The sequence below is a fragment of the Herpetosiphon giganteus genome, from assembly GCF_016907925.1.
Lineage (GTDB): Bacteria > Chloroflexota > Chloroflexia > Chloroflexales > Herpetosiphonaceae > Herpetosiphon > Herpetosiphon giganteus.
The window spans coordinates 50,762-73,078 of sequence record NZ_JAFBCZ010000019.1 but is presented as its reverse complement, the minus strand read 5'-3'; the positions used below and the strand labels follow the sequence as shown (position 1 = coordinate 73,078).

Below are 22,317 nucleotides of genomic sequence, written 5' to 3'. Positions count from 1 at the left end.
GTTCATTCGAAGCCTAATAATTCTGCTGATCGCTCTCGTGACTCTACCAACTCAACCTTCGCATGCTGCGGATGTTGGGCCATTGGCATTAACCCCAACCGAGCCACCGACTCCAACCAATACACCCTTACCGACGAATACTCCTGAACCAATCATCCCAACTAATACACCCTTACCAACGAATACTCCTGAACCAATCATTCCAACCAATACACCCCTACCAACGAATACTCCTGAACCACGGGTCACCGTTGAGCCAACCAGTATTGCTCAACCAACTGGGGTAGCACCAACTCAAGCCCCAAGCATTGAGCCAACCGCCACACCAATTATCTCGGTGCCAGGCATCACGGCAACGGCAACCCCTGAGCAAAGTATTCCTAGCCCAACTCCTAGCCCATCGCCAAGCCCTGAACAACCACGTGCAACGCCTATGCCAAGTGCTACCGTTATGCCGCAGCCCACGGCCAAGCCAGCAGCACCACCAGCAGGCAACCAACCGTCATTGCCACGCACGAGCAGCGCAGATACAGCTGGCTTGTGGTTTATTGGCTTATTGGGTTTACTAGTCGCTCTGATCGGTTTTGGCATTCAACGACGCGCCGTTTAGGGTTAACCAACGAGGTTTAAACGTATGAAGCAAACATCCTCTCGTTATTCATTCAGCACACTGGTTGTGTGTTGCACCTTATTGGTAGCATTCGCAATCACGTTGTTGCCAAGTGCTGGCTCGGTCGCCTATGCTGCTGCCACGATCAGCGGTCGTGCCTATCGCGATTACAACGCCAATGGCGTAATCGATAGCTTAGAGCCAGGCATTAGCGGCGTAACCGTCACGCTCTACAATGCTAGCAATATCATCGTTGGCACAACGACGACCAACGCAACTGGTAATTACTCCCTAACCGACAGCGATCCAATCTATACTGGCCCATATCGGGTTGAGTTTAGCAATGCTCCAGCAACGGTCAAATCTGGCCCAATGGGCAGCAATTCAGGCTCAACCGTGTTGTTTGTTGCAGGCAGCACTGCTTCCGCCAACATGGGCTTTAACAACCCAGCGAACTACTGCCAAGATAACCCCACCTTGGTAACCAACTGTTTTAGCATGGGCCGCCAAGATCAAGCGCCCTCATCAACCTTTCACTCGATTGTAAGTTTCCCCTACACCGCTGGGAACACTGGCAATAGCCCAGCCCCAGGGGTTGATAGCCCAGCCCCAACCGATTTGGCCTTCGGCGCTGAAACTGGTCCAACCTTTGGTTTAGCTTGGCAACGCTCATCACGCAGTTTGTTTGCCAGCGCCGTTATGAAACGCCACGTTGGCTTCGGGCCAAGCGGCACAGGCGCAATTTATCGCATTACCCCAAGTCCACGCACAGTTAGTTTGTTTCTGGATTTGAATACCATGTTTGGGGCTGGTACTGCTGGGGTCGATCCGCACCCTAACGGCACCGATCTGGTCCACGATTCAGCAGCATGGGATCCAGTAGGCAAAATTGCCCTCGGCGATATGGATATTTCCGAGGATCAAACCACGCTTTGGACAATCAACTTAGCTGATCGTCAACTGTATGAAATTCCAATTGGCCTAACTCCAACCGCGCCCAGCGCCGCTGCGATTGGTCGCTTTGCCGTGCCCGATCCAACCGATTGTGCCGCCAATGATCATCGGCCTTATGCCGTGGCCGTCAACGAAGGCCTCGTTTATATTGGGATGGTTTGTTCGGCCCAATCAACGGCTAGCGCCACCAATCTGCGAGCGTATGTCTATCAATTTAATCCAAGCACCGATAGTTTTAGCCAAGTTTTGAACTTCCCATTGAATCACACTCGTGGTTGTGCGGTTGTGCCTGGTTGTGCTAGCGCCAACTGGAACCCATGGCGCACCAACTTTACCGTCACCAATACCAACTTTGGCGGCGAGTATGTGCAACCACAACCAATGTTGACCGACATCGAATTTGATAACGGCAACATGATTTTAGGTTTACGCGACCGATTTAGCGATCAAATGGGCTATAACCAAAATAACACCACTGTTGGCGATTCCACGCTCTACGTTGGCGACTCAGCTGGCGATATTTTGCGAGCCTGTAGCAATGGCAGCGGCTGGACGCTCGAAAGTAATGGGACTTGTGGTAGCATCAGTACCGCTGGCGCTGGCACGAATGAAGGCCCAGGCGGCGGCGAATATTACTTCCGCGATAATTACCCAGAGCACGCCGAAGTCTCGCTCGGTGGCTTGTTGCAAATCCCAGGCAAGCCTGATATTGTCCAAACGATCTATGACCCAATTTTCGATTCAGCCCAATATTTCGATGGCGGGATTTTGTGGCTCAACAACAGCACTGGCGCTCGAACTCGGGCTTATCGGATTTACGATAGCAATGTCCAACCTAACACGCTGGCTAAAGCTGGTGGTTTAGGCGACCTCGAAGCCTTGTGCGATGCCGCACCAATTGAAATTGGTAATCGGATTTGGAACGATACCGATAGCGATGGGATTCAGGATGCAGGTGAGGCTGCGCTAGCGAACGTAGCTGTGCGCTTGTATGCGCCTAATGGCACAACCTTGTTAGGCAGCGCCACAACTGATGCCAATGGCAACTATCGTTTCTCATCGTTGGCTGGCACGAGCACAGCCAGCACCATTTTCAACATCGCTGGCTTACAACCAAACCAAACTGGCTACTCAATTCGGGTTGCTTCAGTTCAAGCAGCACTAACCAACAAGGTTTTGACGGCGGCAAATAGCAATAGTGGCACGAATAGCGATGTTCGCGACTCCGATGCAACGATCACTGGCGCTGATGCAGTTATTACCTTCAACACTGGAGTTGCTGGCGATAACAACCACAGCTATGACATCGGTTTTACCACCTATAGCCTCGGCAACCGCGTTTGGTACGATACCAACAATAACGGCACATTCAATGCTGGTGAGCAAGGCATTAGTGGTGTTAGCATAAGCCTCTTTGCTGATAGCGATGCCAACGGGATTCCCGATAGCGGCACGGCCTTGAGCACTCAAACCACCACCAGCGCTGGCTGCTATCGCTTCGATGGCCTGGCTCCCGAAAGCTACGTTGTTCGAATCAATCCTAGCAACTTTACGCTTGGCAATCCACTCGCTGGCTATCGTAGCAGTACAGTTACGTCCGGTAGTGCCAATAATGATCTCGATAACGATGATAATGGCATCGAAGGCCCAACCCTCGCGACTGATGGGGTTTTGAGCCATGTGATTACGCTTGGCGGCAATGAACCAACCAATGAAACCGATTTGTGTAGCACTGATCCTGCTGAACCAGCCACTGGCACGAATCTTTCGGTTGATTTTGGATTCTTCAAGCTGAGCGTCGGCAATCGCATTTGGGAAGATGCTAATAATAATGGGTTGTTGGATGTTGGCGAATCGGGCATCGATGGGGTAAATGTTGCCCTCTACAATTCATCAAATGCCTTGATTGCGAGCACCAGCACGACTGGCGGTGGTAATTATAGTTTTGCTGGCTTGTTGCCTGGCGATTATTACATCGAGGTCACACCACCAGCCAACTATATTTCCAGCACTGGCACTTCTGGTAGTGCAACTGGCACCTATGAGCCAGCACCCGATCCCGACAACAATATTAATAATGATGATAATGGCTCAACCAGCGGCGCAATCGTCAGCACGGCCCAATTAACATTAACTCCAGGCAATGCTGGTGCGCAAAGCGCGACGATTGTCAATAATGCCAATGGTTCAACCGACGATACCACTTTAGATATTGGTTTATTCCAACCATTGGCGGTCGGTAACTACGTTTGGAACGATGCGAATAACAACGGTGTGTTCAATGCTGGCGAAACTGGCATCAGCGGCGTAGCCGTCACGCTCTATCGCGCTGGCTCAAGCACGGTTCTCAGCACAACCACCACAAATGCAACGGGCTACTATCACTTTGCCATGCTTGGCGCTGGCGATTATGAAGTTGAACTGGATGCCAGCAACTTCTCAGGCGCAGGCGCGTTGGTTGGCTATACCAGCAGCACGGGCACGGCAGGCAGCCCAACCGGAGCCTACGAAGCAGCACCCGATCCCGATAACAACATTGATAGCGACGATAACGGCTCGATTGTTGGTACGCTAGGCACCACTGGCGTGATCAAGAGCGCCGCGATCACGCTTGCCGCAGCCAGCGAACCAACTGGCGAAACCAACGGCAGCGGCGATGCAACCGTTGATGCCAACAGTAACTTGACGGTTGACTTTGGGGTCTATCAACCACTTAGCCTTGGCAACCGCATTTGGAACGATGCCAATAACGATGGCATGCGCAACAACGGCGAAACCGGCATTGCCAATGTGACCGTCGATCTCTACATGGATCGCAACAGCAGCGGCGCGATCGATGCCGCCGATGCCCCAACGGTCGCCAGCGTCCAAACTAATGTGAGCGGCTACTATTTGTTCAACAATGTATTAGCTGGTGACTACTGTGTTGCCATCCCAAGCAGCAACTTCACCGGTGCTGGGGTCTTGGTTGGCTTCAGCAGCAGCACGGGCGCAGCTGCCGCAACGGGAGCCTTCGAGCCAGGCCTCGATCCTGCTAGCGACAACGCCGACGATAACGATAACGGCTCGGTTGTTGGTGCACTTGGCACAACGGGCAGCGTTCAAAGTGCCTGTTTCAGCCTCGCCGCAGGCGCAGAACCAACCAGCGAAGCTGATAGCAATGGCACGGGCGGTTCAACCGATGCTAACAGCAACTTAACGGTTGACTTCGGCTTCTATCAATTACTCAGCCTTGGCGATTTGGTCTGGGATGATGCCAACAACGATGGCTTGTTCAATAACGGCGAAACGGGCATCGCTGGCGTAAATGTCGATCTCTACGCTGATGATGGCGATGGCAGCTTCGATGCTGGCGATAGCTTCATCCGCCAAACCACCACGATCGCTGGCGGCTTATACAACTTCGATCAACTCTTGCCAGGTGAATATTTGGTCGTGCTGCCTGCTGGCAATTTCACCACAGGCAACGTGCTTGAAAATCATGTTAGTTCAACGGGTGGCGGCAGCGAACCTGCGAGCGACCCCGATAACAACATCAACAACGATGATAATGGTACGACTATTGGAACCCTCGGCACAACTGGGGTTATCGCGAGCCAAGCAATCACCCTGAATGCTGGCAGCGAGCCAACCAACGACGGCGACACCGATCCAAATACCAACCTAAGCCTTGATTTAGGGGTCTTCCCATTAGGCAGCATTGGCAATTTGGTCTGGTACGATACCAACAATAACGGCATCTTCGATAACGCTGAGCAAGGGCTGAGCAATATCACCGTAACTTTAGCAACTCCAGGTGCTGATAACCTACCATGTACCGCCGATGATGTCGTGATTGGTAACCAAACCACTCCAGCTTCAGGCGCTTACAATTTTGCAGGCTTGATGCCAGGCAATTATGTCATCTCATTCAGTGGTTTGCCCGCAGGCTATGTCTTCACCCAACCAAACGTTGGTGGCGACGACACGATCGATAGCGATGCAAATGCCACAGGCTGTGCTGGCATCATCGCCTTGGGCGTTGGCGAAAACGACGATTCAGTTGATGCCGGCGCGTATCAACCATTAGCGGTTGGTAACTACGTTTGGAACGATGCCAACAACAATGGGGTTTTCAACGCTGGCGAAACTGGAATTAGCGGCGTAACCGTCAACCTGTACCGCGAGGGTTCAAGCACAGTTCTGGCGACCACCACCACCAACGCCACAGGCTACTATCACTTTGCAGTGCTCAGCGCAGGCAATTATGTGATTGAGCTTGATGCCAGCAACTTCTCAGGTGCAGGCGCGTTGGTCGGCTACACCAGCAGCACGGGCACAGCAGGCAGCCCAACCGGAGCCTACGAAGTTGCTCCCGATCCCGATAACAACATTGATAACGACGACAACGGCACAATCGTTGGCACACTGGGCACAACGGGCGTAATTCAAACCGCCAGCGTAACCTTGGCCGACAATAGCGAACCAACCGGCGAAACCAACGGCAGCAGTGATACCACGCCCGATAGTTTCAGCAACTTGACGGTTGACTTTGGGGTCTTCCAACCGCTCAGCCTTGGCAACCGCATTTGGAACGATGCCAACAACGATGGCTTGCGCAACAACGGCGAAACCGGCATTGCCAATGTGACCGTTGAACTTTACATGGATCGCAACAGCAGCGGCGCGATCGATGCCGCCGATACGCCAACGGTCGCCAGCGTCCAAACCAATGCCAGTGGCTACTATTTGTTCAACAATGTATTAGCTGGTGACTATTGTGTTGCCATTCCAAGCAGCAACTTCACGGGCGCTGGGGTCTTGGTTGGTTTCAGCAGCAGCACGGGCGCAATCGGTGCAACGGGAACCTTCGAGCCAGGCCTCGATCCTGATAGCGACAACGCCGACGATAACGATAACGGCTCGGTTGTTGGTGCACTTGGTACAACGGGTAGCGTTCAAAGCGCATGTTTCAGCCTCGCCGCACGCGCAGAGCCAACCAGCGAAGCTGATAGCAATGGCACGGGCGGCTCGATCGATGCCAACAGCAACTTAACGGTTGACTTCGGCTTCTATCAATTACTCAGCCTTGGCGATTTGGTCTGGGATGATGCCAACAACGATGGCTTGGTCTCAAGTGGCGAAAACGGCATCGCTGGTGTAACTGTGGCCTTGTACGCTGATGATGGCGACGGCAGTTTCGATGCTGGTGATAGCTTCATTCGCCAAACCACCACGATCGCTGGCGGCTTATACAACTTCGATCAACTCTTGCCAGGCAACTATATTGTAGTCTTGCCAGCGGGCAACTTTACAACTGGCAATATTTTGCAAGGTTGGGCTAGCTCAACGGGTGGTAGCAGCGAACCTGCCAGCGCCCCCGATAACAACATCAACAACGATGATAATGGCACAACGATTGGCACCCTTAGCACAACTGGGGTTATCGCGAGCCAAGCAATCAGTTTGAATGCTGGCAGCGAGCCAACCAACGACGGCGACACCGACCCAAATACCAATCGTTCGCTCGACTTTGGGGTCTTTACCTTGGGTGGCTTGGGCAATTATGTCTGGTTCGATACCAACGGCAACGGCATCCAAGATGGCACTGAAAACGGCGTTGGCGGCGTAACCGTAACGCTCTACACGCCTGGCCCCGATAACCAACCATGTACCGCCGATGATGTCATGATCGGCAGTCAAATCACCAGCGGCACTGGCAACTACAGCTTTGGCGATTTGCAACCAGGCAGCTACTTGGTCAAGTTCAGCGACTTGCCAGCAGGCCATGTCTTCACTCAACCAAATCTTGGCGGTAACCCGGCAAACGACAGTGATGCCAACCAAATTACTGGCTGTAGCGGCTTGGTCACAATCAATGTTGGCAGCTACAACGACACGATCGATGCAGGGATCTATCAACTGGCAGGCTTAGGCAACTATGTCTGGCACGATCTCAACGTTAATGGAATTCAAGATGGCGGCGAACAGGGCATTGCTAATGTGACGGTGCGCTTGTACATCGACAACAACACCGATGGCACACCTGATGGCACAGCAATTAGCAGCACCTTCACCGGAGCCGTGGGCGATTACTTCTTTGGTCAATTGCCACCAAACTCCTATTTGGTTGAATTTGTCGCCCCAAGCGGCTACTTCTTCACCCAACAAGGCGCAGGCAGCGATCCAACCATTGATAGCGACGCTGACACCACCACTGGTCAAGCAGCAACCGTCACGCTTGCTAGCGGCGATTCCAACCCGAATATCGATGCAGGTTTGTATCAATTGGCCAGCTTGGGCGATACCATTTGGTACGATACCAATATCAACGGCATCCAAGATAGCGGCGAAACTGGCGTGAACGGCTTGACGGTCAACTTGCTCAATAGCAGCAATGTGGTAATCGACACAACCACCACGGTCAATGGCAGCTATCAATTTACTGGATTGATGCCAGGCGTTGGCTATTATGTCGAGTTCACCAAGCCCGCTAATTACAACTTCAGCCAAGCCAATGTTGGCGCAAACGATGCGATCGATAGCGATGCCAACCCAGCCAACGGCCTGAGCACATTAATTACCTTAACTTCGGCTGAGAACAACCCAACCATCGACGCAGGTATCTATGAATTAGCCAGCGTTGGCAACTTGGTTTGGGAAGATCAAGACGGCGACGGCATTCAAGATGGTACAGAGCCAGGCGTTGGCGGTGTAATTATCCGCATCTACGACAATAGCAACGCCTTGGTTGATACCCAAACGACCGATCCAACTGGGGTTTACAGCTTCACTAGCTTAATTCCAGCGAGCTACACAATCGAATTCCAACAACCAGTTGGCATGGAATTTACCACACCAAACGTTGGCGGCGACGACACCGTTGATAGCGATGTTGATGTTGGAACTGGCTTAACTCCCGCCATCGACTTGGCCGCTGGCGAAAACGACATGAGCTGGGATGCTGGGGTTTACACACCAGTCAGCGTAGGTGACTTGGTTTGGAACGACATCAACAACAATGGCATCGTTGACGGCAGTGAAGCTGGCATGGAAAATGTGGCGGTTACTATCTATCGCGATACCAATGCCAACAATCAACCAGACACTGGTGAAATGGTTGCAAATACCCTCACCGATGCGAACGGCAACTATCTGTTTACTGGTGCGCTACCTGGTGATTACATCGTAGTATTGCCAAGCAGCAACTTTGCTCTAGGCGGAGTACTCGAAAATTATGTCAGCAGCACTGGCAACTTTGGCGCGCAACCAACGCCATTCGAGCCAGCCAGCGACCCCGATAACGACATTAACGACGATGACAACGGAACTACCTTTGCCGGCGGCATCAAGAGCTTAGTCGTCACGGTTTTGGCCAATAGCGAGCCAACCAACGACGGCGATAGCAGCGCCAACAGCAACTTGAGCATCGACTTTGGGGTATTTATGCCAGCCAGCCTTGGGAGCATCGTTTGGTACGATACCGATGCTAACGGCCAATATACCCCAGGCGATAGCGGCGTACCGGGCGTGATCGTCACGCTCTATGACATCAACGGTACGGCAATCATCAGCACGACCACCGATGCCAATGGCGGCTATCAATTCAACAACTTGCCACCAGGCAGCTATATCGTTGGCTTCGACAACTTGCCTCCAGGCTTCGTCTTTACCCACGATGATATGGGTAACGATGCCAGCGACAGCGATGTTGACCCTAACACAGGCACGACTGGCGTGATTGTCTTGGCTCCAGGCGATAACAATGGTTCAGTCTATGCTGGCGTAACCACACCCAACGCCATCGAGTTGGCTGATTTCAGCGCAATCCGTGAAGCTGGCAAGGTGGTCGTTCAATGGACAACCGTCAGCGAATCCAAGACCTTGGGCTTCCATCTGTATCGTAGCAGCGACCGCAATCGGGCCAATGCTACCCGTGTTACCAGCAGCATGATTGCCGCCCAAGGCCGCAGCGGTGGCGCAAGCTATCGCTGGATCGACAGCAATGTTGACGACAGCAGCACCTACTACTATTGGTTGGTTGAAACCGAACTCGATGGCAGCACCAACGAGTATGGCCCAGCCAATACCAATAGCACCCAAGCCAATACATATCAAATCTTCTTACCAATGACCACGCGGTAATCACGTCGGTAAGGGCTGGCTGGAATAATTCCAGTCAGCCCTTTGCGTTTGTTGTGTAGTTGAGGATCGGATTATGTGGCGTTACCTTGCACTTGTTTGTTTGCTCGGAGCATATGTCTTTATCCAACCGCCAGCGAGTGTAGCGCAACAATCGGCGCTCCAGACGCGGGCAACGCTCCAACAAACCCCAAATGGCATTACGGTCGAATGGCAAACCGCCAAGGAATTGCGGCCTTTTGCTATTTTAGTGGCCGATGATTGGCAATTGCAGCCAACCCTGCAAGCACTCAGCCTCGATCAACAACCGATCAACAAGCTTGCAGCAGTGCCAGCACCAATCAATGTGCTGCGCGAAGGCCGTTTTCGCGGCCAACGAATCGTCGTTTTGCAGCCGCAAACCACCATCAACCAGCAACGCATTAGCAAGGCAAAGCTGCATATTGCCAATGCCCAATTGTTTGATCAGCCAAATCGTTTAATCGACCAACCGTTTCAGCTCAATCAAACTTTGCCAAGCCCGCAAACTGGCCAAGGCTGGCGCGTTACCGTCAACCAAGCAGGGATGCAGCAATTAACGGGGGCAAGCTTGGCCCAAGCAGGCATTAACCTTGCCAGCCTCGCACCCTATAGCCTTCAGCTGTGGTATAAAAACCAGCAACTTGCAATCGAAGAACGGGGCACGCTCGACGGCAGCTTTGATCAAAACGATGCAATTTGGTTCTATCTGCCCAGCGTTGGCGATCGCTGGAACACTACCAGCAGTCTCTGGCTTAAGATTGGGGCGGCCAACAGTAGCCCCAAAATCGGGTCGCTCACGCTTGATCCAACTGGCTTGCCAACCAGCACCCAAGCCTATCAAACCAGCCTCTGGTATAACCCGCAAATCTACGATTCATTGCAGGCTGGCACTGATGGCGACCATTGGTTTAGCGCCGATCTCAAGGCTGGGCCAGAATTAAACCCAACAACCCAACAGCTTTGGCTCACCAGCACCTTGCCACTGGCAACAGGCCCAAGCACCGTTACATTAAATGGCATTGTTTACACCAACAATCCAACCAGCATCGCCATCACCAGCAGCCAGCGAATTAACCTTGGCTTGAATAGCGGTGTTTTCACCAAATCGGCCCAGCTTGCGCCAAGCCAACATCTGCAAATCGCAATTGCCAACACCCAACAAATCAGCGGAATTTCGCTTGATCGGCTGGTTTGGCAGCGGCCTGTTGTGCTAAATGCAAACGCTCAAACAATCCAATGGCAAGCAGTCCGTAAAGCTAATTATTCGATTATTAATCGCCCAAACCAAGCAGTGAGTTACAACGTAACCCAGCCTTGGCAGCCGCAGCGCATGCAATTTAACAATAATTTGCTGGCAGCTGAACCAGGCACTTATCTGCTGGTCAATCCGGCCAGCCTGCCCGAGCCAAGCATCGCAGCGAGTGCGCATGTCAATTGGCAAAACCCAGCAAAAACCATTTATCTTGCGACCAAACAATGGCATAGCCTGCTGCAACCATTGATCGCGCGGCGTGAGCAGCAAGGTTTGCAGCCATTGCTCGTTGATGTCCAAGCAATTTATGATCGTTGGAGCAGCGGCAATGTTGATCCGTTGGCGATTCGCAATTTTATGCGTTACCTCGCTAATACTTGGCCGCAAGCACCTCAATCGTTGGTTTTAGTTGGTGATGGCACGATTGATCCACGCAATTATTTAGGTCGCAATAATCCAAATATAATTCCACCATTGCCCGTTAATAGCGACCCTTGGCTTGGCGAAGTTGCCTGCGACACCTGTTTTGTGCAACTTGATGGCGATCAGCCGCTGGCCGATCCGCTGCCTGATCTGCAAATTGGGCGTTTGCCAGCTAAAACTGATGCCGAATTGACCAATCTGATCAATAAAATCGGCAATTATGAAAGCGCTCCAGCAGATGTGCGCTGGCGTTCGCGCCAAATCTACGTTGCTGATAACTACAAAACTGCCAGCGGCCAAGCAGATTATGCAGGCGATTTTGCCGCGCTCAGCGACGCAATGATTGGCTATCAACCAAATAAGCTAGAAATTCAGCGCGTTTATTATGACCCGTGGCGCAAAACCAGCAACGGCTTGCCGCAAACCGATCCATGGCGGATTGCCAGCGCTGATCAAGCACGCCAACAAACCTTTGATCAATTGAATCAAGGGGCGGCAGTCGTAACCTACGTTGGGCATAGCCATCAATATCAATGGGCAATTACCGATTTGAGCAATAGCCAACCCTATCTTTTGAGTTTATACGATAGTGATCGGCTGCAAAATAGCCCAGCCTTGCCGATGATCTTGGAGATGACCTGTTTGACCAGTGCCTTTCAAACCATTGCTTGGAGTGGCACCAGCCTTGATGAACGCTTGGTTTTACAACCTAATGGTGGAGCAATTGCTACCTGGGGGTCGGCGGGCTTAGGCGTAGCCTATGGCCATGATCTATTGAATGAGGGCTGGTGGCAACGCATGTGGAGCAACCCACGCCAAACCCACATTGGTACGGGAGTCCTAGCGGGGCTTGTGCATTTGTTCAGCAATGGTGGCTGTTGCCAAGATAGCCTGCAAAGTTCGATTCTCTTGGGCGATCCCAACATACTATTACAACATCAGCAACGTGAAACGAGCTATCTCCCAGCGGTTATAAAATAATCATATAGGTATAGAACTAGCTTCATCTAGGACTATCGGGCTACGCTGTTGTCGTCACCTATTCCAAGAAATATGGCTACAGCATAGCGCATATATGCACACGAATGATTCAGCGGTTAAATCAGCTAAAACCCCTATTCTAGTATTAGTATGCTCCAACCAAGGATGAGCCAAATACCTAGGTGGGGGATATTTTGCGCGTGGGCGTATCCCTCATTTATCAAAGCCATGACCTAAATCAAGATAGTACCTTTATGCTAGCTTTTTGGTGGAGTAAACAATGATAGCTACTACTATAATGCAAATGCATTTATTCAACACTTGATACTTAATTCTTGACTAACATTCATGTACGTTCTTCGGAAAGGCATCGTTGACGATGTTTTGCGACATAGAACTCTTTGGCTATGTGGCAAACATTTTTACTTCACCCAGCCATGCTGAGGAACTAGGAGCACCAGATGGTCGTTTTGATCACCGAGAGTAATGAACTTCGCCAACGGTTTATCGACCGTTTTGAAGTTTTGGCAATGCCATTAATGGTGACTACACCACGCATGATCAATGCATGCTTTCAACAATTTGTTCCCGAGCGTATTTTTGTCGATGCAAGCATTTGCACGCCAAACTTAATTCGTTGGCTTGATCAATGCGACGATGCAGAAATTATTCTGATCGCCAACTCGCGCGGCTCAATTCGCCATGCACCGCGGGGGGCAATTATGTATATTCATCCTTCGTTAGAGCCAGAAGATATTATGCCGCTCTTGCCATTGCGCCAAGATGCCAATAGTGCCGCCTAACAGGTAGTTTCGCTCACCTCAGCCCTTCGTCTAGCACAGACGAGGGGCTTTTTATTGAATCCTTCAGCCTACACGCTTGCCGATGCGCTTTGTCTAAGCTGATTCAGGTGAAAAGTACAGAGGAACTGGGGTATTGTGCTTGGCAAAAGTATACAGTTTCTGCAATAATACAGCTCATGGTAGATTGTTCTTGGTTGCGAATTGTGAGGAAGCCCTATGTCGGTCTTGCAGGAATCATCTCCGTTGGTGATCGATCATCTCTATCTATGGGTTTCCAAGGGTGGCACAGCCATGGAGGCGCTGCGAACGATTGGATTAATTCCCAAAACGACAATTGGGATTCACGAGGGCGAGGGCACTGCTTCACATGTCATCCACTTCGACAACATGTACCTCGAACTCTTGTGGATTGAGGACTAAGCAGAGCTTGATGCAGCATTGGCAACCCAACCAGATGTAATTCCAATTGGCGACACATGGCGCACAACAGGCCACTGTCCATTTGGAGTCGGGCTGCATTATGGCACTCCTGATACAGCGCCCATGAGCTTTGAGACGCGGCGACATACTGCACAATGGATGCCTGATGATTCGTTTCTTGAACTGTTTCACCAACCATCCTTATATGTGCCACCCTGCTCGATTCTGCATGGGTCGCTGGCTTATTGGGAAAGTCGCTTTGAGCATCCGCATGGGCACCCCTTGGGCGTGCAGCAACTCACAGATTTCCAGATCACCGTGACCTCGTTCGACGCAGTTCCTGCTACGCATCCACTTCTGAGCCTTTTGCCCTTGAAACTTGGAGATTTTCCCTTGTTGTAACTCAGCTTTGATGCTCAGCGCCAAGGAAAAGTTTTTGACATGCGACCATTGCTGCCGCTTCGGCTCTATTGCTAACCAGCGACAGATTAGCCTGCTAATATGGTAGGGCTTATTATTTCAAAGATCTATCAAGCTGAGTCTCAAGGGCCATGATTAAGGATGTGTTCGTGTCGCCATGTGATCCAGCGCTGACAGGTATCTGCCACCTCAGGGAAGCGTTGGGCAATGCCTTCCAGCACTCGAAACATTTCATTGGCATCGCGAAAGGGAAAGGTATCTTGGGCAAGGGCAATCTGAATGCGGCGCAGATTAGTGCCTTCGCGCAACCAGCCCTCAGTTGTGCGCAACAATGCAGAGCCTTCATCACTCGTCCACCAACTCAGAGCCTCAAATAATACCCCAACTATTTCCCATGGCCATGTATCATCAATCGCTGCATCGAGGCGCTCAGCCAACTGCTCCTCCCCAGCATCTTCTAAAAGACGACCAAGCCACATCCCAATCTCACCAATATCACCATTGGGATATTCTTTCTGAATTGCCTGCAACGTTTGCGCAAGAATCTCCTGATTCATCAATCACCTCGGTGGCAGCCAAAGCCGCTGTTCATCATCGCTCAATATGAGCTCATAATACGCCATGGCTGGTTGTTTCAACAAGTGGCAGAACCGAGTGCGCAATGCGAGATAAAGAACCCGATCGCCCGATACCAGCACGCTCAGCAAGGGCGTATAAAGGCGCATCGATTGATATGCTGCTGGCCAAAATTGACATGCCGCATAGATAGTATATACTTAAACTATATTTAGGAAGGACGGCGCTATGCCACCTCGTTTGAGTCAGGAAGTACGCACATGGCTGCATCTCCATCGTGTGATGGCTGCGATCAGCCAGCGCCTAACCGCCCAGCTTGCCAACTATAACCTCACCTCAGCCCAATTTGATGTGTTGGCCCAGCTGTACCGCACGCCTGGTCTTGTTCAGCAAGCGCTCGCTGATCGCTTGTTGGTGAGCAAAGGCAACATTGTTGGCCTGCTTAATCGTATGGAACAGGCTGGCCTCGTTACGCGCCAACCCCACCCCGAGGATGGCCGTGCCCATCTCGTCAGCCTAACACCTCATGGTACGACGCTGGCGACGCAGGTTGTTCCTGAGCATGAGGCGTTGATTGTCGAATGCTTGGCAGTGCTCTCGCCAGAGGATGGCAACAGCTTGCATGATCTGCTGCGCCGATTCAATCATGCTCTCCGACCAGCCTAATTTTTTATGCAACGAATAACCGAGTAACACGCTGATCGCATTTTTGAATGAGCATAAGCATCATGAATAACTCCATTAATCAGCAACCACTATCAGAACCCTCGGCCACGATTAAGACCGAGATTGTTGTGATTGGCGCTGGCCAAGCTGGCCTCTCGTCAGCCTATCAGCTTAAACGGCGCGGCTTGGCACCCCATCGTGGCTTTGTGGTGCTCGATCAAGCACCAGCGCCCGGTGGTGCATGGCAAGATCGCTGGGAATCCTTGACCTTGAGTACTGTCAACCGGATTCACGACTTACCGGGGATGCGCTTTTCCGAGGTGGTTGATCCAAACAGCTCCGAGGTAACAGCGCGCGTAGCCGTGCCCGAGTATTTCGCCGCCTACGAGCAAAGGTTCCAACTCCCAGTCTATCGACCCGTCCATGTCACGCTGGTTTGTGCACGTGGCGAACGCTTCCGCGTTGAAACAGATCGCGGGATCTGGTCGGCACGGGGGCTGATCAACGCCACAGGCACATGGGAACAACCCTTCATCCCAGAGTATCCTGGCGCTGAACGTTTCCAAGGCCGCCAACTCCATACCCGCGATTACCAAAATGCTGAGGAGTTTAGCGGCCAGCATGTGCTTGTCGTTGGCGGCGGCATCTCGGCGATCCAGTTGCTTAACGAGATTTCGCGGGTTACAACAACGACATGGGTCACACGCCGACCACCAGAATTCTTTGCTGGCCCATTTACCGAGGAACGTGGCCGAGCGGCGGTAGCAATGGTTGAAGATCGGGTGCGGCGTGGCTTGCCACCCACATCGGTGGTTTCGGTCACAGGGCTGGCGCTTACTCCAACGATTGAGGCAATGCAAGCTCGTGGCGTGCTCAAGCGCCTACCCATGTTTGCCGAAATCGAAGCAGATGGCGTGCGCTGGGCGGATGGGAGCTATCAGCAGGTCGATATTATCTTGTGGTGCACTGGCTTTCGCAATGCCCTCGACCATCTCGCGCCACTCATGCTGCGTGAGCCGAGCGGCGGCATTACCATGACTGGACGGCTGGCAACCCAGGTCGCAAGCAATCCCAGCGTGCATCTGGTTGGTTACGGCCCTTCCGCCTCGACCATTGGCGCAAATCGCGCTGGTGCGGCTGCTGCAAGCGAGCTGATGGCAGTGCTTGGTTTGCCCTAAAATTGACCGAGCGTTTTTAATGAATACTACATGATTGCGAATTTCAGTTAAATGGTTTATACTTAAACTAAATATACGATATGAAGGCGAGGAAGGAACGATTAGCGGGAAACAACATGCATCCTAAGCGCAATGCAGCACATTTTTTTACGCTAATAGTTTATGTATAAACCAAATTAATGGCGTAGCTGGGTGCTAGCTCAGCCACTAAAAATACACGAATCGACGAATAATGCGGGTAAGTTGGGCGCACCGCAGCGTGCCCAGACCAATTTCAAGAGGCTTTTTTATGACTGATATTATTTTTGGCTTGGACACCTTCGGCGATGTGCCGACCGACGACTCTGGGACTCGCGTTTCTTATGCTCAGGCGATTCGCCAAGTCGTCGACGAGGCCGTGCTTGCAGACCAAATCGGGGTCGATGTGATTGCCCTCGGCGAACACCACCGCGAGGAATATGCAATCTCAACGCCCGAGACAGTGTTGGCAGGAATCGCCACGCGAACCAACCGCATTAAACTCGCCTCAGGCGTAACCGTCCTGAGTTCCGACGACCCAGTGCGGGTCTTTCAGCGCTTTGCAACCGTGGATGCGCTTTCGAACGGGCGGGCTGAAGTTATCCTCGGACGCGGATCGTTCACCGAATCATTCCCTTTGTTTGGCTACGATTTGCGTAACTACAACGTGTTGTTTGAGGAAAAGATTGCACTCTTTGCAGCATTACTTGATGAGCAGCCCGTTACTTGGAGCGGCACGACGCGTGCTTCGCTAGTCAACGCTGATGTGTTCCCCAAAACCGAGTCGGGAAACCTGCGAACGTGGGTCGGTGTTGGTGGCACTCCCGAGTCGATCGTGCGCACGGCCCACTATGGGTTTCCGCTGATGCTGGCGATCATTGGTGGTGCACCTGAGCGGTTTGCGCCCTACATGGAGTTGTATCGACGCTCTGCTGCCGAGTTCGGCACCACAGCCCATCCGATTGGCATCCACTCGCCAGGCTTTATTGCTGATACTGACGAAGAAGCATGGGAAGCCTACTGGCCGCACGCCCGCGTCATGCGCGATCGAATTGGCGCAGATCGGGGCTGGCCACCATCAAGCAGAGCCGAGTATGAGCGCGAACGCGATACTGGCTCGCTCTACATCGGCTCGCCAGAAACCGTGGCCCGCAAGATAGCGCGCACGATTTCATCGCTCGGCGTTGGCCGTTTCGATCTTATCTACACCTCTGGAACTCAAACAATGAGTTCACGCATGCGTGCCGTCGAGTTGTATGGAACTAAGGTGATCCCGATGGTTCGGGAGCTACTCGCTGGCTAAATTGAGAGTTGCTTAAGCCAGCAGTACATCCTGGCGACGCGGAGTGCCGTTTATGCTTAAGCTAAATTGCCTCCGCGTTTGCTCAAGCACATAATCCGCAACCCCAAATCTGTGCGCTGAGCTTCGATAATCAAATGTCTAGGCTGCTAGATGCACGATTAATCGAGATGTGGTTCGATGCGCTGAGCGATCGCAAGCGACCACTCAACAAACTTGACCGCCTGAACGCTATCGATCGCAAGCCACCAACTTGCGTTAAGGCAAGCATAAGCATACGTCCATCTGAGAATGCGCGCTCGATCAAGTTTAAGCAGATCTGCAAGGATGGTGGCGGTACTGAGCAGCCGCTGATCGTTATGGACGAGCTGAGGAATTACCGGATTACACAGGGTATTGGCGCACTCATAGGCTCGGTCTCCCACAAGGCCCTTCGGATCAAAAGCAAGCCAGCCACGGGCTGAATGGCGAATATTGCGGTGATGAATATCGCCGTGGAGAATCCGTTGCTCACGCGATTCAGCAAATAACTGGGTCGCCCGTGCATCTCCACGCACATAAATCGATGCGATTCCAGCTAAATCGTCGCTCTTTGCTTGGCGAAATAATGCCGCAAACCAGCGATCTAGCGCCATTAATCCGCTCGGCGGGCTGGTCTGCGGAACTGAATGTAAGCGCGTAATGACATCGGCAACAATACATGTGGCTTCTGCATCTGCCCCCGCTTCGACCAACGTGACAAGCTCATCTCCCGCCGCATATTCGAGTAATTGGGCATGCGTATCAGCCTGAAGCAGCTGCACAGCGCCGTTTCCTTGAAACAAGTGCAGCGCCAAGGCACCACGCTGTTCCTCAGTTTCTTGCGCATTCAGCAGTTTAAGCACACACGTCTGACCAGCATACATCACGGTATAGAGGGTGCTGGTTACGGTGCGCTCAAGCAGCTGCGGGTTCGAAAGATGCCATGCCTGTAAATACATAGCTAAGCGCTGTGAATCATCCATGCCAGCAAGTATAACAGACACATGAAAAGCCCAACGATTGTGCATTATCCTTGTAATGGCCAACGCCAGTGGTTCAATTGGCCCTACACGCCATGCTACGATTGTAGTGCTCTTGCCAGTTTGCCAAGATCTTAATCTAGAATTTATTGAGGTCACATGCACTGGATTCTATCGCGATTAAAGAAAAATTAATTGTTTTCTCTACGATCTTCATACCTCTATTTTGATGACTGGCGGGCTATTGACGGGCTGGATTAAGCAGTGCATAGTGTTTCCAACATCTGATCAGTCAGATGATCGATCGCTGGCTCAGCCGTTTCGCTGCCTTGAGCCAAAATATCGCGCAAAGCCGCACGCGCTCGATGTAACCGCACTTTCAATGCCGAGGGTGTTATCTGCAATAATTTGGCTGCTTCCTCGGTGCTGTAATGCTCAATATCACGGGCAATCAAGGCCATTCGTAAGCTTTGGGGCAATTGCTCAATCGCGTTGCGTAATTCAGCACTCAGCTCACGATCCAAAACCCACAATTCAGGCCGTGGGCTGGCACTCTCCAAATCAAACTGCTCGTCGATTGATACGGTTTGTGCGCGCTTACGCCGCAACCGCATAAAACAGCTATTGACTACAATCCGTTGGAGCCACGCACCCAACGCACCATCACCACGATATTGCTCGATTTTACGGCACGCTTCAATAAAGCTCTCTTGAATCACATCTTCGGCTTCATCGGCATCACCCACCATACGGAGGGCCACATGATACAAACGTGAAGCATAACGTTTTAGCAGACAAGTACAAGCCATGCGCTCACGCCGCCGCAAGGCCTGAATCAACTCTGATTCCTCTTGATAGTAGGTGGCATCAATTTCCCATGGCTTTTGCATCGCACTTCCTTAACTGCAAACCAATCCATGTAACCATTGTACAAGCAAACGCATCAAGAATATGTAACAGCAAAATGGAGGGCTGTCTATGTTTTTCCAACGCTTATATCACGATGGATTGGCTCAAGCCAGTTATTTGGTTGGTTGCCAAAAAACCGGCGAAGGTTTAGTTATTGATCCGCATCGTGATAGTACCGTCTATTTGAATGCTGCCAAAGCTGCTGGCCTGCGGATTAGCGCAATCACTGAAACCCATATTCACGCCGATTTTGTCTCAGGCAGCCGCGAGTTAGCGCAGATTACAGGCGCAAAACTATACCTTTCGGCGGCAGGCCCAGCAGCTTGGCACTATGCTTTTGCCAACAACGACCCCAATGTGCAATTGATCAACGATGGCACCAGCTGGATGGTTGGCAATTTGAAGATCGAGGTCTTGCACACACCTGGGCATACCCCAGAACATGTGATATTTATGCTCACCGACACGCCTGCTGGCGATCAACCAATGGGTATTTTCACAGGCGACTTATTGTTTGTTGGCGATGTTGGCCGCCCTGATTTGCTCGAAAAAGCCGCTGGCGTGCAAGGCACAAGCCAAGCTGCGGCCCAAGATTTGTTCACGTCATTGCAACGAATTAAACAGTTGCCCGATTTTCTGCAAGTTTGGCCAGGCCATGGTTCGGGCAGCGCTTGTGGCAAAGCACTGGGAGCCGTGCCCCAAAGCACCTTGGGCTACGAAAAGCAGGTTAATTGGGCTTTCAAACAGCAGAACGAGGCTGATTTTGTGGCAACAGTGCTTGATGGCCAGCCAACGCCACCGCCCTATTTCGCCGCGATGAAACGCATCAACCACGATGGCCCTGAGCCACGCCCGCAACATTTGCCAGCCCTCAGCCTTGTCGACATTAAGCTCGCTAATCGCTTGGTTATCGATTTACGCTCGGCCAATGATTTTGCCCAAGCCAGCATTCCAGGTGCGCTCAGCCTCAGCAGCGGCGCGATGCTCAATCGCTGGGCTGGTTGGTTTATCCCAGTTGAGAGTAAGGTTGTGTTAATTGGCACGGAAGCAGAAGCGAAAACTGCCCAAACCGAGCTAAGCATGATCGGCATCGACCAGATTGAGGGCTTTATCACGCCCGATATGCTAGCCGAATGGCTCAAAACTAATCCCAGCCAGAACTATCAACGCCGACCAGCAGCCAGCTTGGTCGATCAGCTTGATCAGGCGTTTGTGCTCGATGTGCGCACGCCAGAGGAATATGCTAACGGTCATGGAGCCAAGGCGGTCAACATTCCATTAAATGAATTGCCCAAGCGCATGGCCGAAATTCCCAATGATCAACCATTGATTGTGCATTGTCAGGCGGGTGGGCGTTCGCCAATCGCGATGAGTTTGCTCAAACCCCATTTCAGCCAGCCAATGCTTGAGCTGAGCGATGGCTGGAATGGTTGGTATGAATTACAACAGGAGCGTCACGTATGATCAACGAATTAAGTGTTCAAGAACTGCAAGTGTGGGCCAATCAACAAACGATCTTCTTGATCGATGTGCGCGAGCCAGCTGAATATGCCACGGGTCATATCAAAGGCAGCAATTTGATGCCGCTGAGCCAACTCAACAATTATCGCAACCAAATCCCGCATGATCTGCCAATCGTCGTCGTTTGTCGCTCAGGCCAACGCAGCAGCATGGCCGCCCAATGGCTGGCAAGCAATGGCTGGAGCACCATCTACAACACCCATGGCGGCATGCTGGCGTGGAGCAAAGCTGGCTTACCAGAAGAACGCTCGTAGAAGGATAGCAACCAGCTCATGAATATAAGTTTGATAGGGCTAGCACTGTTGGTCGGTGCTAGCATTGGCCTCACCTTGGGAATGTTGGGCGGCGGCGGCTCGATTCTGACCGTGCCAGCCTTGGTTTATGTGCTTGGGCTAAGCGCTCACGACGCAACCACCAGTTCATTGGTGATTGTTGGCTTGAACGCCGCCTTTGGGGCATGGCTGAATTGTCGGCGCGGCCCGTGTATGTTGCGCCATGCCTTTGTATTTGGCGGCATCGGCTTGGGCGCAGCCTTTTTGGGCGCACGCGTTTCGCAATACATTCCAGAGGTTTGGCTATTGACAATGTTTGGCAGCCTGATGCTGATCATCGGCAGTATGATGTTGCGCCCCAAAGTTCAAGCCAAAACCGACGAACAAGCGATCGCATGGCCAGCAGTCGTGATGGGCGGGCTAGGGGTTGGCTTTTTGACCGGATTCTTGGGCGTTGGCGGCGGATTTTTGATTGTGCCAGCCTTGGTGTTGTTGCTGCATATGCCAATGCGCACCGCCATTAGCTCATCGCTGATTGTGATTGCATTAAATAGTAGCGCTGGCATTTTGGGCCATTTGCAGGGCAGCCATTTCGATTGGACGCTGATTGGCTTGATTATCAGCGGCGGCGTGATTGGCAACTTGCTCGGCACTCGCTTCGCCCAAAAAGTTCAAGTTCAAACCTTACAACGCAGCTTTGCCTTCTTCGTGATTGCCCTTGGCATCTTCCTCGTGATTAAAAACTTCCCCTTGGCTTAATTGTAGTGGCGCTGTTGTTGCGGCAGGAGCGCCATTTGCCAACCAATTCCACAGTATCGAGAAGCCTATGCTATAATCGGCAGGGTTGATGGTTCGTGATCTGTGTGAGGCA

At 51.9% G+C, this 22,317-nt stretch carries 15 protein-coding genes; 12 read left to right on the top strand and 3 right to left on the bottom strand.

The features are described from left to right. Positions 1–37 precede the first annotated feature (37 nt). From JOD20_RS16990 to JOD20_RS16965, 6 genes are all read left to right on the top strand, one after another. A complete protein-coding gene (locus JOD20_RS16990; RefSeq protein ID WP_204756411.1) occupies positions 38–610 on the top strand; it encodes a hypothetical protein in 573 nt (190 codons plus the stop codon). Positions 611–634: 24 nt separating this feature from the next. Next, entirely contained in the window at positions 635–9,688 is a 9,054-nt protein-coding gene (locus tag JOD20_RS16985) for an SdrD B-like domain-containing protein (RefSeq protein WP_204756410.1), read from the top strand. Positions 9,689–9,761: 73 nt separating this feature from the next. Then, positions 9,762–12,362 carry a C25 family cysteine peptidase gene (locus JOD20_RS16980; RefSeq protein WP_204756409.1) on the top strand — a complete coding sequence of 867 codons (2,601 nt, stop codon included), beginning with the start codon at positions 9,762–9,764 and terminating at the stop codon, positions 12,360–12,362. Between the two features lie 461 nt (positions 12,363–12,823). Continuing rightward, positions 12,824–13,165, top strand: coding sequence for a hypothetical protein (locus tag JOD20_RS16975; RefSeq protein ID WP_204756408.1), 342 nt, complete (start codon positions 12,824–12,826; stop codon positions 13,163–13,165). Positions 13,166–13,381: 216 nt separating this feature from the next. Further along, complete coding sequence (locus JOD20_RS16970) at positions 13,382–13,585, top strand: VOC family protein (RefSeq protein WP_204756407.1); 204 nt, start codon at positions 13,382–13,384, stop codon at positions 13,583–13,585. Positions 13,586–13,603: 18 nt separating this feature from the next. Beyond that, positions 13,604–13,987, top strand: coding sequence for a hypothetical protein (locus tag JOD20_RS16965; protein ID WP_204756406.1), 384 nt, complete (start codon positions 13,604–13,606; stop codon positions 13,985–13,987). A gap of 140 nt (positions 13,988–14,127) precedes the next feature. On the opposite strand, the gene JOD20_RS16960 is transcribed toward JOD20_RS16965, so the two are convergent. Beyond that, positions 14,128–14,562, bottom strand: coding sequence for a hypothetical protein (locus tag JOD20_RS16960; protein ID WP_204756405.1), 435 nt, complete (start codon positions 14,560–14,562; stop codon positions 14,128–14,130). A 247-nt stretch (positions 14,563–14,809) separates the two neighbouring features. Between JOD20_RS16960 and JOD20_RS16955 the strand changes: the two genes are divergently transcribed. The 3 genes from JOD20_RS16955 (at position 14,810) to JOD20_RS16945 (ending at position 17,746) form a co-directional block, all read left to right on the top strand. After that, positions 14,810–15,247 (top strand): MarR family winged helix-turn-helix transcriptional regulator, encoded by a 438-nt coding sequence (locus tag JOD20_RS16955; protein ID WP_204756404.1) that lies wholly within the window; start codon positions 14,810–14,812, stop codon positions 15,245–15,247. Positions 15,248–15,309: 62 nt separating this feature from the next. After that, complete coding sequence (locus JOD20_RS16950; protein WP_204756403.1) at positions 15,310–16,425, top strand: NAD(P)-binding domain-containing protein; 1,116 nt, start codon at positions 15,310–15,312, stop codon at positions 16,423–16,425. Between the two features lie 289 nt (positions 16,426–16,714). After that, the gene (locus JOD20_RS16945) at positions 16,715–17,746 is read left to right on the top strand and encodes an LLM class flavin-dependent oxidoreductase (RefSeq protein WP_204756402.1); all 1,032 of its coding nucleotides are present in this window, start codon (positions 16,715–16,717) and stop codon (positions 17,744–17,746) included. A gap of 158 nt (positions 17,747–17,904) precedes the next feature. Here JOD20_RS16945 and JOD20_RS16940 read toward each other — a convergent pair whose 3' ends face one another. Together JOD20_RS16940 and JOD20_RS16935 are read right to left on the bottom strand one after the other, a co-directional pair. After that, the gene (locus JOD20_RS16940; protein ID WP_204756401.1) at positions 17,905–18,768 is read right to left on the bottom strand and encodes an aminoglycoside phosphotransferase family protein; all 864 of its coding nucleotides are present in this window, start codon (positions 18,766–18,768) and stop codon (positions 17,905–17,907) included. Positions 18,769–19,001: 233 nt separating this feature from the next. Further along, complete coding sequence (locus tag JOD20_RS16935) at positions 19,002–19,634, bottom strand: RNA polymerase sigma factor (protein ID WP_204756400.1); 633 nt, start codon at positions 19,632–19,634, stop codon at positions 19,002–19,004. Between the two features lie 88 nt (positions 19,635–19,722). Here JOD20_RS16935 and JOD20_RS16930 point away from each other — a divergent pair, with 88 nt between their 5' ends. From JOD20_RS16930 to JOD20_RS16920, 3 genes are read left to right on the top strand one after another with little or no spacing between them, the layout of a single operon-like run. Then, positions 19,723–21,117: an MBL fold metallo-hydrolase gene (locus JOD20_RS16930; RefSeq protein ID WP_204756399.1), complete on the top strand. Its 1,395-nt coding sequence runs from the start codon at positions 19,723–19,725 to the stop codon at positions 21,115–21,117. Then, entirely contained in the window at positions 21,114–21,428 is a 315-nt protein-coding gene (locus tag JOD20_RS16925) for a rhodanese-like domain-containing protein (RefSeq protein WP_204756398.1), read from the top strand. Before JOD20_RS16930 ends, JOD20_RS16925 begins: the two co-directional genes overlap by 4 nt. A gap of 18 nt (positions 21,429–21,446) precedes the next feature. Beyond that, positions 21,447–22,205, top strand: a complete 759-nt coding sequence (locus JOD20_RS16920) for a sulfite exporter TauE/SafE family protein (RefSeq protein WP_204756397.1) — start codon at positions 21,447–21,449, stop codon at positions 22,203–22,205. Positions 22,206–22,317 lie beyond the last annotated feature (112 nt).

Bases quoted from the DNA above. Each gene is read 5' to 3' on its own strand.
- JOD20_RS16945 (WP_204756402.1), top strand. From the start codon at position 16,715: ATGACTGATATTATTTTTGGCTTGGACACCTTCGGCGATGTGCCGACC.
- JOD20_RS16930 (WP_204756399.1), top strand. From the start codon at position 19,723: ATGTTTTTCCAACGCTTATATCACGATGGATTGGCTCAAGCCAGTTAT.
- JOD20_RS16955 (WP_204756404.1), top strand. From the start codon at position 14,810: ATGCCACCTCGTTTGAGTCAGGAAGTACGCACATGGCTGCATCTCCAT.
- JOD20_RS16925 (WP_204756398.1), top strand. From the start codon at position 21,114: ATGATCAACGAATTAAGTGTTCAAGAACTGCAAGTGTGGGCCAATCAA.
- JOD20_RS16975 (WP_204756408.1), top strand. From the start codon at position 12,824: ATGGTCGTTTTGATCACCGAGAGTAATGAACTTCGCCAACGGTTTATC.
- JOD20_RS16950 (WP_204756403.1), top strand. From the start codon at position 15,310: ATGAATAACTCCATTAATCAGCAACCACTATCAGAACCCTCGGCCACG.
- JOD20_RS16985 (WP_204756410.1), top strand. From the start codon at position 635: ATGAAGCAAACATCCTCTCGTTATTCATTCAGCACACTGGTTGTGTGT.
- JOD20_RS16980 (WP_204756409.1), top strand. From the start codon at position 9,762: ATGTGGCGTTACCTTGCACTTGTTTGTTTGCTCGGAGCATATGTCTTT.
- JOD20_RS16960 (WP_204756405.1), bottom strand. From the start codon at position 14,562: ATGAATCAGGAGATTCTTGCGCAAACGTTGCAGGCAATTCAGAAAGAA.
- JOD20_RS16920 (WP_204756397.1), top strand. From the start codon at position 21,447: ATGAATATAAGTTTGATAGGGCTAGCACTGTTGGTCGGTGCTAGCATT.
- JOD20_RS16970 (WP_204756407.1), top strand. From the start codon at position 13,382: ATGTCGGTCTTGCAGGAATCATCTCCGTTGGTGATCGATCATCTCTAT.
- JOD20_RS16935 (WP_204756400.1), bottom strand. From the start codon at position 19,634: ATGCAAAAGCCATGGGAAATTGATGCCACCTACTATCAAGAGGAATCA.